This window comes from Streptomyces sp. NPDC093546 (assembly GCF_044765045.1).
Classification (GTDB): domain Bacteria; phylum Actinomycetota; class Actinomycetes; order Streptomycetales; family Streptomycetaceae; genus Streptomyces.
Window position 1 is genome coordinate 235,110 of the sequence record NZ_JBIWJG010000002.1, and the last position, 12,653, is coordinate 247,762.

Consider the following 12,653-nt stretch of genomic DNA (forward strand, 5'->3'; position numbering starts at 1 on the left):
GATCAGCGCCTATCCTGACGAGAGATCAGTCCCCGACGAACCCGAGCTCTCCGGGAAGGTCGATAAGGCGGTTCCGGATCTCCGGGGTGGCGGCCGCCGAGATCGGCTTGGCGAAGATGAACAGGGCCTCTTCGTTGCCCTTCTGCAGCTCCTGCAGGTGCATGCTGGCCGAGGTCACGATGGAGCTGAGTACGGCACGCTCGTCCGCGGTGAGCTCCGCGGAGAGAATGCCGAGCTTTTCGGCCAGCGTGGGCAGCGCGGCTTCCAGTGCTGCCGCGTCCAATTCGGCGTCGAGCAGAAGATCGGGGTTCGGGGTGGTGACTTCCGTTTCGTTCGCCATCCTTTTACCTCCTTTTCGGGCGGATCACGCCCGGGTTGCTCGCTCGGTTTCCTTGCTCGCTGTCCTTGCTCGCTACAACGGTCAAACAAGCTACCGGGTCGAACCCGTTTCTCCCAGAGGTCCCGCGCTGGATAATCATCGGACCGTGGCCGGGTGCGGGCCCTTGTCGCCGGGAGTTAAGATCCATCCATGTCCGAAATGAATTTATGGCCGGCCGCCGCTCCGCTCCAGGGGCCGCGTGTGCTATTGGAACCCCTGGCGATCACGCATGCCGAAGAGGCTGCGGAAATTCTCGGCGACGAGCGTTTGCACACGTGGATCGGCGGCACTCCCCCCACACGGGAGGAACTGGAGCGGCGCTATCGGCGGCAGGCCGTAGGGCATTCGCCCGACGGGCGGCAGGGTTGGCTGAATTGGATGCTGAGGAGGAGGATCGACGGGCAGCTGATCGGAACGGTCCAGGCGACGCTGTACCGGCCCTCCCCCGACGGCCTCGGACCCTCCCCCGACCGTGTCGAAGCCGAGCTCGCCTGGGTCGTCGGCCACGCCTTCCAGGGCGCCGGTTACGGCAAGGAGGGGGCCTCCACGATGGTCCTGTGGCTGCGTACCCAGGGGGTGGCCGGCTTCGTGGCCCACGTACACCCCGGTCACGGGGCGTCGGCAGGCATCGCGAGCGCCCTGGGCATGAAGCCGACCGGCGAGGTCCACGACTCCGAGGTGCTCTGGGCCGACTTCGACCCGCGGGAACGTTCCTCGGGGTGAGTAGTACTCGGGGTGACCCGAAGGATGCGACCCCGTGTGACGACCTCGCCCCCCTTCGCCCGCAGAGTCGTTCGCTTCCGACCCGAGGAGGCGTACGCATGAGGGCAGACCGGTCGACCGTCCCGGGACCGCGCTGGGAGGCCGCGTTATGGGTGGTGTGCGCGGGCGTTCTCCGGGCTCCTCGCCCTGGTGACGGCGCTCGGGACCCATCGGCTGTGGGGCACCGCGGCGCCCGTGGTGGCGGCGCACCCCGCCGCGTTCGTGGAGCAGCTCGTCCTCTTCCCACCGGGGAGGGGCGGAGCGGCCTCCCCAGCGGCGAGCCCCCTGCCCGGTCACCTGGTGGCCTCGTTCGTACCCGGCGGGTTCGTGCTCGCGACCGGAGCGCTGGTGCTCGGTGCCGTGGCGGTGGGCGTACGCCTCTTCAGGCGGCCGCCGCGTGACGCCCGCGCGGCGGCGGACCTCCTGGCCGTGGGGCCGGCCCTGGCGACGTGCCTGGCTCCGGCCACCCGCTTCGGCTGGCTGCTCTACCCGTTCGTGCCGGCCGGCTGGTTCCGGCTGGCGTCGATCTCCTCGATGAGCCCTTCGACGAGCTTCCTGATCGCGTCGCGGATGGGGCGTACGGCGTCGACGCCCTGGCCGGCCGGGTCGTCCAGCTTCCAGTCCAGGTAGCGCTTGCCGGGGAAGACCGGGCAGGTGTCGCCGCAGCCCATGGTGATGCAGACGTCGGACGCCTTGACCGCGTCGACGGTGAGGATCTTCGGGGTCTCGGCGGACATGTCGATGCCGACCTCGCGCATGGCTTCGACCGCGGCCGGGTTGACGGCGTCGACCGGGGCGGACCCGGCGGAGCGGACCTCGATCCGGTCCCCGGCGAGGTGGTTCAGCCAGGCGGCGGCCATCTGGGAGCGGCCGGCGTTGTGGACGCAGACGAACAGGACGGAGGGCTTGTCGGCCATCGAGGGCTCTCTTCGGGTATGTCAGCCAGGAGTGATGTGACAGTATCAGTCCATGATGACGTCAGTCGACACTGAACTGATCCGGGTCCTGGCCGACCCGCTGAGGCTCCGGATCGTGACCCTGCTCGCCCGCGAGACGCTCTGCACCACCCACCTCGTGGAGGAGACCGGTGCGCGTCAGACGAACCTCTCCAACCACCTGAGGGTGCTGCGCGAGGCCGGGGTCGTGGAGACCGAGCCGTGCGGCCGCTTCACGTACTACAAGCTCCGCCCGGACGTCATCGCACAACTCGCCGACCAGTTCGCCGAGCTGGCCGCCACCGCTCGTACCGCCGCCGACAACAAGAGGGCCTGTCCGTGACCCGCACCGAAGCACCCGCGACCACCACCGAGGAAGCGTCCGTCGTCGCGAAGCTCTCCACGCTCGACCGCTTCCTGGCCGTCTGGATCCTGCTGGCGATGGCGCTGGGACTCGGCCTCGGCCGCCTGGTTCCGGGCCTGAACGACGCCCTCGCGAAGGTGGAGATCGGCGGGGTCTCGCTGCCGATCGCCGTCGGTCTGCTGATCATGATGTACCCGGTCCTCGCGAAGGTCCGGTACGACAAGCTCGACGCCGTCACCGGCGACAAGAAGCTGATGGTGTCGTCGCTGGTCATCAACTGGGTCCTGGGCCCCGCGGTGATGTTCGCCCTCGCCTGGATCTTCCTGCCGGACCTGCCCGAGTACCGCACCGGCCTGATCATCGTGGGCCTCGCCCGCTGCATCGCCATGGTCATCATCTGGAACGACCTGGCCTGCGGCGACCGTGAGGCGGCCGCCGTCCTCGTCGCGCTGAACAGCGTGTTCCAGGTCCTCGCCTTCGGCCTGCTCGGCTGGTTCTACCTGGACCTGCTGCCCGGCCGGCTGGGCCTGGGCGATGGCGCGGCGCTCGACATCTCCATGTGGAAGATCGCGCTCAACGTCGTCGTCTTCCTCGGCGTCCCGCTCCTGGCGGGCTTCCTCACCCGCCGGATCGGCGAGAAGAAGCTCGGCCGGGAGTCGTACGAGTCCGGCTTCCTGCCGAAGATCGGCCCGTGGGCCCTCTACGGCCTGCTCTTCACCATCGTCATCCTCTTCGCCCTCCAGGGCAGGACCATCACCTCGCAGCCGCTGGACGTCGCCCGGATCGCGCTCCCGCTGCTCGTCTACTTCGCGGTGATGTGGTTCGGCACCTTCGCCCTCGGCAAGGCCATCGGCCTCGCGTACGACCGCACCGCGACGCTCGCCTTCACCGCCGCCGGCAACAACTTCGAGCTGGCCATCGCCGTCGCCATCGCCACCTTCGGCGTGACGTCCGGCCAGGCCCTCTCCGGGGTCGTCGGCCCGCTGATCGAGGTCCCGGTGCTGGTGGCGCTCGTGTACGTCTCCCTCGCCTGGCGCCGGAGGTTCACGGCCGCCTGAGCGGCCCGCCCTCGCGGGCCGCCACTTCTGTTACGCCGGACGAGTGCTGTTCATCGGAAGATCTGCCGGGGCGCGGCGCCGGTACTCGCGATCTCGACCCCCATACACATCATGAGAAAGGTATGCAAATCGCCCAAGAAAGCGAGGGGCCATGGCCGCCGTCAGGTTCACGTCGTACGTCCGGACGCTCATCTCTCCGCTGATCGCCCTGCTGTCCGCGCTCCTCGGCGCCCTGGGCTTCGGCCGCGCCACCGCGGCCAAGACGGCACCGGCGCCGGCGACGGCCCCGGCCGCCCCCGCCTCCGAGCCCGTATTCGTACCGGTGCAGCGCGGGGCGTCGCCCGGGCCCGTACGGCCCCGGGCCCTGCCGCCCACGATCAAACAGCGCATCCGCGCCGAGGCGCACGGGTCGTCGCCCTCCGTGCGCCATCTGCCGGCTGCCGCCCCCGCCGAGCCCGACCTGACGGACCTGGCCCTCGCGGCCTGACGAGCCCGGTTCAGGGACGGTCCTCGCGGTTCCGGTCGGACGACTCGCTCTCCGCCTGCTTGGCCTCCACCTCCGGGTCCAGCGGCCCCACACTGCCGTCCACCGACATCAGCGGACCCTCCGAGACCTCGGTCGCGGCCGGCGGCTCCACCAGCCAGTCCGGGTTGGCCTGCTTGTCCCACCACTTCCACGCGGCGAACGCGGCACCCGCCAGCATCCCGACGGCCGCCACCTTCTTGAACATCCGCCCGGTCCTCGCCCGGCGCTCGTGCTTGCGGATCAGCTGCTGGATCTCCTGGGCCGTCACCTGGCCCCGCAGCGCCGCCGCCGCGGCGGCGGAGCGGTTCATCGCCTCCGCCCCTACGGGCTGGGCCGCGGCCATCGCCTTCTGCACGCGCGGCGCCGTGTACCGCGCCGCCTCGCGAGCGGCCCGGCGGGTCTGCACCATCGCACGCTGCGCGGCCTGGTCGAGCTTCGGCGGCACGTGGGGCGCGACCATCGTGGCGTACTGGGCGCGGGCCTGCGTACGAGCCTGAAGGGCGGCGTTCGAGACCTTCGGCGCGACCCGTACGCGTGCTTCGGTCGCGTAGTGCACGGCCGAGTCCTTCGCCGTGCTCGCGTAGGGCGCCACCACTTCCGCGGCGTGCCGCACGCTGTCCATTGCCGAATCGGTCGCGGCGCGCACGCTGTCCTTGCGGGTCACGGGATCCTCCTCCTCGGTGGCGGGGTCGCTATTCGCCTTTCCGTCCTTTTTGAAATCATGCCTGCCGCCGTCGTGGTCGGCATGCGGTACGGGCATCCGGGGCATCGGCCTTCTCCCGTGGGAGGATCGGCAGACGTCAGACCAGACTTACGGAAGGCGCACCGTGGCCGAGCAGCTTTACGCCACCCTCAAGACCACCATGGGCGACATCGCGATCCGGCTCCTGCCGTTCCATGCCCCGAAGACGGTCAGGAACTTCGTGGAGCTCGCCAAGGGCGAGCGCGAGTGGACCAACCCGGAAACCGGCGTGAAGAGCACGGACCCGCTCTACAACGGCACGGTCTTCCACCGGGTCATCAGCGGCTTCATGATCCAGGGCGGCGACCCGCTCGGCAACGGCACCGGCGGCCCCGGGTACGAGTTCGCCGACGAGTTCCACCCGGAGCTGGCCTTCAACAAGCCGTACCTGCTGGCCATGGCCAACGCCGGCCCGGGCACCAACGGCTCGCAGTTCTTCATCACCGTCTCGCCGACCGTCTGGCTGACCGGCAAGCACACCATCTTCGGCGAGGTCGCCGACGACGCGAGCCGCCGCGTCGTGGACGCCATCGTCGGCGTCGAGACCAACGCGCGCACCGACCGTCCGCTGACGGACGTGGTCATCGAGTCCGTCGTGATCGAGTCCCGTAAGAGCTGAGGCCTGACCGGGCACTTTTCGCCCCGCCCCGTCCGTCCCTAAGGATGGACGGGGCGTCGCGTTGAGAGGGGAACCCCATGGAGCAGGCGCAGGCGCCGAGCTGCTATCGCCACCCGGGCGTGGAGACCGGTATCCGGTGCACCCGCTGCGAGCGGCCGATCTGCCCGGACTGCATGGTGGAGGCGTCGGTCGGCTTCCAGTGCCCCGAGTGCGTGCGGGGCGGGTCCGGCACGGGCCACGCGCCCTCGGCGAGCCGGCCGCGGACGGTCGCGGGCGGGGTGATCACGGCCGGCGACCCGCAGCTCATCACCAAGATCCTCATCGCCGTGAACCTGGCCGTGTTCCTGGCGGTACGGGCCAAGCCGGAGCTGCTGGACCGGCTGGACCTCATCGGGCTGGCGTTCGTCCCCCAGTTCGGCGAGGTGGTCGGCGTCGCGGACGGCGAGTGGTACCGGCTGCTGACGGCGGCGTTCCTGCACTGGGAGATCTGGCACATCGGCTTCAACATGCTCGGTGTGTGGTGGCTGGGCGGCCCCTTGGAGGCCGCGCTCGGGCGGGTGCGCTACCTCGCCCTCTATCTGCTCTCCGCGCTCGCGGGCAGCGCCTTCACCTACTTCGTCGCGGCGCAGAACCAGCCGTCGCTCGGGGCGTCCGGCGCGGTCTTCGGCCTGCTGGGGGCGACGGTGGTGCTCGTGCGGCGGCTCAAGTACGACATGCGGCCGGTGATGACCCTGCTCGTACTGAACCTGGTGCTGACCTTCTTCTGGGACAACATCGCCTGGCAGGCGCACATCGGCGGCCTGGTCGCCGGTGCGGTGATCGCGTACGGGATGGTCGGCGGCCCGCGCGAGCGGCGGAGGGTGACCCAGTGGGCGGCCTGCGGGCTGATCCTCGTGTTGACGCTCGCGACCGTGGTTCTGAGGACCCTTGCGCTCAGCTGAGCGGAAGCTTTCCCCATCGTTGTCCACAGCGTGTGGCGGATCTTGTGCGCCGGGTGGGGAACGCCTGTGCCCCTCACGGCTGACCTGCGGTTTTACGCGGCGGCGCGAGGGGCGGGCGCAGTCACATCGGCGTCAACACCATGGAGGTTATCCACAGATCGTCTGACCTTTTTCCACTGGCCTGTGCACAACGCTGTGGATAACCTCTGGGTACGGCTTGACGGCTAAGCCGAAGCGGCGGCCGTCACTTCCACTGGGTGGAGACGCCGAAGCCACCGGCGATGAAGCCGAAGCCGACGACGATGTTCCAGTTGGTGAGCGACTTGATGGGCAGCGAGCCGTCGGTGACGTAGAAGACGACGATCCAGGCGAGCCCGATGGCGAAGAGAGCCAGCATCACCGGCGCCACCCAGCTGCGGTTGGTCAGCTTGATGGTGGTCGCCTGCTTCGCGGCCGGCGGCGGCGTGAAGTCGGCCTTCTTGCGGATACGTGACTTCGGCACGAGGGACTCTCCTGTCGATGCGCTGCGTTACCGCGCAGGGAAACTGTGGCGTGTGCTGGTGTCGCCGGGGCTGAGACCGAGGGGGACCACTGCGTCGCCCGGGCGTCCGTTAGCGTAGTGCTTCCGCGGCGCTGAAGGAGATAAGGGTACGTTGAGCAATTCCGCCGACTCTCCAGCAGAGCCCGCCCGGCGCCGCACCTGGCGACCGGTACGGGTGCTCACCGCCGGCGTCTTCGCCCTCGCCGGCCTGATCTTCGTGACGAGCTTCAACACCGCCCAGGGCACCAACATCCGCGAGGACGCCTCGCTGCTGAAACTCTCCGACCTGATCCGCGAGCGCAGCCGGAAGAACGCCGAGCTCGACGAGTCCACCGCGGTGGTACGCGGTGAGGTCGACGCCCTCGCCCGCCGCGACGACGGCTCCACCAAGGCGGAGGACGAGAGGCTCGGCGCCCTGGAGAAGACGGCGGGCACGACGCCCGTCGCCGGCCGCGGCCTGACCGTCACCCTCAACGACGCCCCGCCCAATGCCCAGGCCGCCCCCGGCTACCCCGAGCCGCAGGCCAACGACCTGGTGATCCACCAGCAGGACCTCCAGGCGGTCGTCAACGCCCTGTGGAAGGGCGGCGCCGAGGGCATCCGCGTCATGGACCAGCGGCTGATCTCCACCAGCGCGGTCCGCTGCGTCGGCAACACCCTCATCCTCCAGGGCCGCGTCTACTCCCCGCCGTACAAGATCACGGCGGTGGGTGACACCGGAAGGCTCCAGCGCGCCCTGGAGGGCTCCACGGCCGTCCAGAACTACCTGCTGTACGTGAAGGCGTACGGCCTCGGCTGGAAGGTCGACGAGCACGACAAGGTCTCCCTCCCCGGCTACTCCGGCCCCGTGGACCTCCACTACGCCAAGCCCACCTCCTAGGGACACGACCTGGGGCGAACCACCTGCTTTGGACAGCTGACCCATCCGGGCGGTGCGGACCCGTACTCTGGGTGCGGTATCGAAGGGCATTCGAGGAAGGACCAGCAGACGTCATGTACGGCTGGATCTGGCGGCATCTGCCGGGCAACGCCTGGGTGCGGGCGGTCATTTCGCTCGTCCTGATCCTGGCGGTGGTCTACGTGCTCTTCCAGTACGTGTTCCCCTGGGCGGAGCCCCTGCTTCCGTTCAATGATGTGACGGTGGACGGTCAGTGAGCGCGCGCATCCTCGTCGTCGACAACTACGACAGCTTCGTCTTCAACCTGGTCCAGTACCTGTACCAGCTGGGCGCCGAGTGCGAGGTCCGGCGCAACGACCAGGTCGAGCTGAGCCACGCGCAGGACGGCTTCGACGGCGTCCTGCTGTCGCCCGGCCCCGGTACGCCCGAGGAGGCCGGGGTCTGCGTCGACATGGTCCGGCACTGCGCCGGCACCGGTGTCCCCGTCTTCGGCGTGTGCCTCGGCATGCAGTCGATGGCCGTGGCGTACGGCGGTGTCGTCGACCGCGCCCCCGAGCTGCTGCACGGCAAGACCTCGCTCGTCACGCACGAGGGGCGGGGCGTCTTCGCCGGGCTGCCGTCGCCCTTCACCGCGACCCGGTACCACTCGCTGGCCGCCGAGCCGGGCGACCTGCCCGACGAGCTCGAGGTCACGGCGTGGACGGAGGACGGCATCATCATGGGGCTGCGCCACCGCGACCTCGCGGTGGAGGGCGTCCAGTTCCACCCGGAGTCGGTGCTCACGGAGCACGGGCACCTGATGCTCGCCAACTGGCTGGAGCAGTGCGGCGACACCGGCGCGGTCGGCCGGTCGGCAGGGCTCGCGCCGGTGGTGGGCAAGGCCGTCGCGTGACCCCCGTGCGCCCGGAGCGCGAGCACGGTTCGCCGTGGTTCCGGGCCGCGAACCTACCGGCGGAACCCAATCCTCCGCTTGAGGTGCCGCCGGCGTACGAGGCGCCGACTTATGAGGCGCCGGCGTACGAGGCGCCGGGGTACGAGACCCCTCCGTACGAGGTTCCGGAAGCCCCCGACCCCGAGACGATGGCCCTGCGCACGGAGGACACCCGGCGCGTGGCGGCCGACCCTCCGCCGGACAGCCCCGCGACCGGCGGCCGCGCCGAGCGCCGCAGGGCCGCCAAGGGCCGCGGCCGCCGCCGCGCGGGCAAGCACGCCCCGGCGCCGGCCGCACCGGCCCCGGACGCCGGTTCCGACCGCCCGCTGTCGCGCGTCGAGGCCCGGCGGGCCGCCCGGGCCCGCAAGGACAGCGTCGGTGTGGTCGCGAGCCGCGTGGTGGGCGAGCTGTTCATCACCTTCGGCGTCGTGATGCTCCTCTTCGTCACGTACCAGCTGTGGTGGACCAACGTCCGCGCCGGCCTGGAGGCCGACCAGGCGAAGAAGGGGATCGAGGAAGCCTGGGCGGAGGGGCGCAAGCCCGGCGCGTTCGAGCCGGGTCAGGGCTTCGCGATCATGTACATCCCGAAGCTCGACGTCGTCGTGCCGATCGCCGAGGGCATCGACAAAGAGAAGGTCCTCGACCGCGGCATGGTCGGCCACTACGCCGAGGGCCCGCTGAAGACCGCCATGCCCTCCGACAAGCAGGGCAACTTCGCGGTCGCCGGGCACCGCAACACCCACGGCGAACCATTCCGCTACATCAACCGCCTCCAGCCGGGCGACCCCATCGTCGTCGAGACGCAGGACGCGTTCTACACGTACGAGATGACGAGCATCCTGCCGCAGACGCCGCCCTCCAACATCTCGGTGATCCAGCCGGTCCCCGACGGCTCCGGCTTCACGGGCCCGGGCCGCTACCTCACGCTCACCACCTGCACCCCCGAGTTCACCAGTACGTACCGCCTGATCGTGTGGGGCAAGATGGTCGAGGAACGCCCACGCAGCAAGGGGAAACCGGACGCGCTCGTAGGCTGACGACCGACTTCCAGACTTCTTGACGGGACAGATGCAGTGGCACGTGCGCGCAGCCGGATCGCCGGCGTCATCAGTGTCTTCGGTGAACTGCTGATCACCGGGGGCCTGGTGATGGGCCTGTTCGTCGTCTACTCCCTGTGGTGGACGAACGTGCTGGCCGACCGCGAGGCGGACAAGCAGGGCGACGACGTACGCCACGCGTGGGTGTCGGCGGCCCCGGGCGCGCTCGACACCAAGGGCGGCATCGGCTTCCTGCACGTACCGGCGATGAAGAACGGCGAGGTGCTGGTCAAGAAGGGCACCGACCCCGACACCCTCAACCACGGCGTCGCCGGCTACTACACAGACCCCATAGCGTCCGCGCTGCCCTCCGACAAGCAGGGCAACTTCACCCTGGCCGCGCACCGCGACGGCCACGGGGCGAAGTTCCACAACATCCACAAGCTGAAGCACGGCGACGCGATCGTCTTCGAGACGAAGGACCTCTGGTACGTCTACAAGGTCTACAAGACCCTCCCGGAGACGTCGAAGTTCAACGTCCGCGTCCTGGACCCGGTCCCGAAGGAGTCGGGCAAGACGAAGCCGGGACGCTACATCACGCTGACGACCTGCACGCCGGTCTACACCTCGGACTACCGCTACATCGTCTGGGGCGAGCTGGAGCGCACGGAGAAGGTCGACGCCCGGCGCACCCCGCCCGCGGAGCTGCGCTAGCCGTCCCCGTACGACGCCGCCTACGACGGAGCCCCGGCACCCTCACTGAGGTGAGTGCCGGGGCTCCGTCGTACGCGGGCGTGTCCTGTGTCAGTCCTTCGGGAGGATGGCTCCCGTGGGGCCGCCGAAGAAGCCGCCGTCCCCTTCGTCACCGTTGTTGCCGTTGCCGTTGCCGCCCATGGTCTTCACGTTGACCGGCTGGTTCGGCTGGGCCGGGGTGCCCGGCGGCGGGTCCTGGGCGACCACGAAGGCGGTGTCGTCCTTCGGGCCGTCGACGTTGCCGAGCTGGAGCCCCGCCTGCTGGAGCGCCTGCTTGGCCTGGCCGAGCTGCTGCCCGACCAGCTGCGGCACCTGCGCCTGCTGCTGCGGGCCCTTGGAGACCTTCAGGGTGATCTCGCTGCCCTTGGAGGCCTTGCTGTTGCCGGGCGGGTTCTGCTCCAGGACGGTGCCCGCGGGCTGGTCGGAGTCGACGTCCTCCCGCTTGACCTTGAACTCCAGCGTCTCCAGCTGGCTCTTCGCGGCGTCGAACTGCTGGCCGGTGACCGGAGGCACGTTCACCTGGGCCTGCTTGGAGACCGTGAGGGTGACCGTGGCGCCCTTCTCCTGCTGGGTGCCGCCCTCGGGGCTCTGCCGGATCACCTCGCCCGGCTGCTGCTCGGACTCCTCGTACTTCACGTCGACCTTGAAGCCCTTGTCCTGGAGCGCCTGCGTCGCGCTCTCCTCGGACTTCTCCGTGACGTCCGGCAGCTCGATCTTCGGGGCACCCTCGGAGAGCCACACCTGGATGGTGTCGCCCTGGTTCATCTGGGCGCCCGGGGCGGCAGCGGGCAGTTGCCGACAGATGCTGTTCTTGGGCTGGTCGCAGCGCTCGGTGCCGGCCTGGGTGACCTTGACGTCCGCGTTGGTTGCCTGGGTCTGTGCCTTCTCCAGCGTCTGGCCGACCATGTTCGGCACCGGGATCTGGGTGGCGCCGTCCTTGCTGTCGAAGACGGAGCGGCCGATCAGGATCGCGCCGACCAGCACCAGGATGCCCGCCAGGGCCAGCAGCACGGTCGAGGTGCTCGACTTTCGCTGGCGGCGGCGGCCTTGGCGGTCGTCGTAGCCGTAGCCGCCGTCGTCCGGGTTCACCGGCGGCAGCATCGACGTCTGCCCGGCCGGGTCGGCCTGGCGCAGCGCCGTCGTCGGCTGCTCGTCGGGGGCGTACCCGCCGTAGCCGACGGAGCCCATGGCGGCGGTCGCGGCGACCGGCTGGCCGTCGAGGCACGCCTCGATGTCGGCGCGCATCTCGTCGGCCGACTGGTAGCGGTAGTCCGGGTCCTTGACCAGCGCCTTCAGGACGATGGCGTCCATCTCGGGCGTGATCTCGGGGTCGAAGTTGCTCGGCGGCTGCGGCTCCTCGCGCACGTGCTGGTACGCCACCGCGACCGGCGAGTCGCCCACGAAGGGCGGGCGCACGGTCAGCAGCTCGTACAGCAGGCAGCCGGTGGAGTACAGGTCGGAGCGGGCGTCGACCTGCTCGCCCTTGGCCTGCTCCGGGGAGAGGTACTGGGCGGTGCCGATCACGGCGGCGGTCTGGGTCATGGTCATACCGGCGTCGCCCATGGCGCGGGCGATGCCGAAGTCCATGACCTTGACCTGGCCGGTGCGGGTCAGCATGACGTTGGCCGGCTTGATGTCGCGGTGGACGATGCCGGCGCGGTGCGAGTACTCCAGGGCCTGGAGGATGCCGACGGTCATCTCCAGCGTGCGCTCGGGCAGCAGCTTGCGCCCGGAGTGCAGCAGCTCACGCAGGGTGGAGCCGTCGACGTACTCCATCACGATGTACGGGATGGAGATGTTGTCGACGTAGTCCTCGCCGGTGTCGTAGACCGCGACGATCGCCGGGTGGTTGAGCGAGGCGGCCGACTGGGCCTCACGGCGGAACCGGGCCTGGAAGGACGGGTCACGGGCTAGGTCGGCCCGCAGCGTCTTCACGGCGACGGTGCGACCGAGCCGGGTGTCGTGGGCGAGGTAGACCTCCGCCATGCCACCGCGGCCGAGCACCGAGCCCAGCTCGTACCGGCCGCCGAGGCGACGCGGCTCTTCCATAACTGTTCCAGCCCTCTCCGTCAGTCCCGACCGCACCCCTCTGTGTGGTCCGGCGGTGTGCTGTCCGCGCATACGCTACCGGCCACGGCGAGCCGTGCGGACCGCGACCGCCAGCTGA

Annotated in this window: 16 protein-coding genes; 11 read left to right on the forward strand and 5 right to left on the reverse strand. The window is 69.9% G+C overall.

The window, feature by feature from the left end; all coding sequences use genetic code 11:
- Positions 1–25 precede the first annotated feature (25 nt).
- Positions 26–340, reverse strand: a complete 315-nt coding sequence (locus tag ACIRNI_RS04185) for a hypothetical protein (RefSeq protein WP_355352122.1) — start codon at positions 338–340, stop codon at positions 26–28.
- 198 nt (positions 341–538) lie between these two features.
- Between ACIRNI_RS04185 and ACIRNI_RS04190 the strand changes: the two genes are divergently transcribed.
- Positions 539–1,102 (forward strand): GNAT family N-acetyltransferase, encoded by a 564-nt coding sequence (locus tag ACIRNI_RS04190; RefSeq protein WP_403548805.1) that lies wholly within the window; start codon positions 539–541, stop codon positions 1,100–1,102.
- Positions 1,103–1,626: 524 nt separating this feature from the next.
- Here ACIRNI_RS04190 and ACIRNI_RS04195 read toward each other — a convergent pair.
- Positions 1,627–2,058, reverse strand: a complete 432-nt coding sequence (locus ACIRNI_RS04195; RefSeq protein WP_403548127.1) for an arsenate reductase ArsC — start codon at positions 2,056–2,058, stop codon at positions 1,627–1,629.
- Positions 2,059–2,110: 52 nt separating this feature from the next.
- Here ACIRNI_RS04195 and ACIRNI_RS04200 point away from each other — a divergent pair, with 52 nt between their 5' ends.
- From ACIRNI_RS04200 to ACIRNI_RS04210, 3 genes are all read left to right on the forward strand, one after another.
- Positions 2,111–2,419 (forward strand): metalloregulator ArsR/SmtB family transcription factor, encoded by a 309-nt coding sequence (locus tag ACIRNI_RS04200; RefSeq protein ID WP_366128215.1) that lies wholly within the window; start codon positions 2,111–2,113, stop codon positions 2,417–2,419.
- Positions 2,416–3,498, forward strand: coding sequence for an ACR3 family arsenite efflux transporter (gene arsB, locus ACIRNI_RS04205; protein WP_403548129.1), 1,083 nt, complete (start codon positions 2,416–2,418; stop codon positions 3,496–3,498). Before ACIRNI_RS04200 ends, arsB begins: the two co-directional genes overlap by 4 nt.
- 151 nt (positions 3,499–3,649) lie before the next feature.
- Positions 3,650–3,985 carry a DUF6344 domain-containing protein gene (locus ACIRNI_RS04210; protein WP_403548131.1) on the forward strand — a complete coding sequence of 112 codons (336 nt, stop codon included), beginning with the start codon at positions 3,650–3,652 and terminating at the stop codon, positions 3,983–3,985.
- Between the two features lie 10 nt (positions 3,986–3,995).
- Here ACIRNI_RS04210 and ACIRNI_RS04215 read toward each other — a convergent pair whose 3' ends face one another.
- Positions 3,996–4,688, reverse strand: a complete 693-nt coding sequence (locus ACIRNI_RS04215) for a DUF5324 family protein (protein ID WP_403548132.1) — start codon at positions 4,686–4,688, stop codon at positions 3,996–3,998.
- 163 nt (positions 4,689–4,851) lie between these two features.
- Between ACIRNI_RS04215 and ACIRNI_RS04220 the strand changes: the two genes are divergently transcribed.
- Both ACIRNI_RS04220 and ACIRNI_RS04225 read left to right on the forward strand, forming a co-directional pair.
- Entirely contained in the window at positions 4,852–5,385 is a 534-nt protein-coding gene (locus ACIRNI_RS04220; protein WP_403548134.1) for a peptidylprolyl isomerase, read from the forward strand.
- Between the two features lie 77 nt (positions 5,386–5,462).
- Complete coding sequence (locus ACIRNI_RS04225; protein WP_403548136.1) at positions 5,463–6,326, forward strand: rhomboid family intramembrane serine protease; 864 nt, start codon at positions 5,463–5,465, stop codon at positions 6,324–6,326.
- Between the two features lie 244 nt (positions 6,327–6,570).
- Here ACIRNI_RS04225 and crgA read toward each other — a convergent pair whose 3' ends face one another.
- Positions 6,571–6,828, reverse strand: coding sequence for a cell division protein CrgA (crgA, locus tag ACIRNI_RS04230; RefSeq protein WP_355352097.1), 258 nt, complete (start codon positions 6,826–6,828; stop codon positions 6,571–6,573).
- Between the two features lie 151 nt (positions 6,829–6,979).
- On the opposite strand from crgA, the gene ACIRNI_RS04235 reads away from it, so the two are divergent.
- From ACIRNI_RS04235 to ACIRNI_RS04255, 5 genes are all read left to right on the forward strand, one after another.
- Positions 6,980–7,747, forward strand: a complete 768-nt coding sequence (locus ACIRNI_RS04235) for a DUF881 domain-containing protein (protein ID WP_356646225.1) — start codon at positions 6,980–6,982, stop codon at positions 7,745–7,747.
- Positions 7,748–7,860: 113 nt separating this feature from the next.
- Positions 7,861–8,022 (forward strand): hypothetical protein, encoded by a 162-nt coding sequence (locus ACIRNI_RS04240; RefSeq protein ID WP_355352091.1) that lies wholly within the window; start codon positions 7,861–7,863, stop codon positions 8,020–8,022.
- Positions 8,019–8,657 (forward strand): aminodeoxychorismate/anthranilate synthase component II, encoded by a 639-nt coding sequence (locus ACIRNI_RS04245; protein ID WP_355352088.1) that lies wholly within the window; start codon positions 8,019–8,021, stop codon positions 8,655–8,657. Before ACIRNI_RS04240 ends, ACIRNI_RS04245 begins: the two co-directional genes overlap by 4 nt.
- The gene (locus ACIRNI_RS04250) at positions 8,576–9,733 is read left to right on the forward strand and encodes a class E sortase (RefSeq protein ID WP_403548807.1); all 1,158 of its coding nucleotides are present in this window, start codon (positions 8,576–8,578) and stop codon (positions 9,731–9,733) included. The genes ACIRNI_RS04245 and ACIRNI_RS04250 overlap by 82 nt, the downstream gene beginning before the upstream one ends.
- 36 nt (positions 9,734–9,769) lie before the next feature.
- Positions 9,770–10,447, forward strand: a complete 678-nt coding sequence (locus ACIRNI_RS04255; RefSeq protein WP_403548138.1) for a class E sortase — start codon at positions 9,770–9,772, stop codon at positions 10,445–10,447.
- 90 nt (positions 10,448–10,537) lie between these two features.
- Here the strand turns inward: ACIRNI_RS04255 and pknB are convergent, their stop codons facing one another.
- Positions 10,538–12,535 (reverse strand): Stk1 family PASTA domain-containing Ser/Thr kinase, encoded by a 1,998-nt coding sequence (pknB, locus tag ACIRNI_RS04260; RefSeq protein ID WP_403548140.1) that lies wholly within the window; start codon positions 12,533–12,535, stop codon positions 10,538–10,540.
- Positions 12,536–12,653: the final 118 nt, after the last annotated feature.

What these genes read in the sequence shown, in the direction of transcription:
- ACIRNI_RS04185 (WP_355352122.1), bottom strand. Translation starts at nt 340, where the DNA reads ATGGCGAACGAAACGGAAGTCACCACCCCGAACCCCGATCTTCTGCTC.
- ACIRNI_RS04190 (WP_403548805.1), top strand. Translation starts at nt 539, where the DNA reads ATGAATTTATGGCCGGCCGCCGCTCCGCTCCAGGGGCCGCGTGTGCTA.
- ACIRNI_RS04195 (WP_403548127.1), bottom strand. Translation starts at nt 2,058, where the DNA reads ATGGCCGACAAGCCCTCCGTCCTGTTCGTCTGCGTCCACAACGCCGGC.
- ACIRNI_RS04200 (WP_366128215.1), top strand. Translation starts at nt 2,111, where the DNA reads ATGATGACGTCAGTCGACACTGAACTGATCCGGGTCCTGGCCGACCCG.
- ACIRNI_RS04210 (WP_403548131.1), top strand. Translation starts at nt 3,650, where the DNA reads ATGGCCGCCGTCAGGTTCACGTCGTACGTCCGGACGCTCATCTCTCCG.
- ACIRNI_RS04225 (WP_403548136.1), top strand. Translation starts at nt 5,463, where the DNA reads ATGGAGCAGGCGCAGGCGCCGAGCTGCTATCGCCACCCGGGCGTGGAG.
- ACIRNI_RS04240 (WP_355352091.1), top strand. Translation starts at nt 7,861, where the DNA reads ATGTACGGCTGGATCTGGCGGCATCTGCCGGGCAACGCCTGGGTGCGG.
- pknB (WP_403548140.1), bottom strand. Translation starts at nt 12,535, where the DNA reads ATGGAAGAGCCGCGTCGCCTCGGCGGCCGGTACGAGCTGGGCTCGGTG.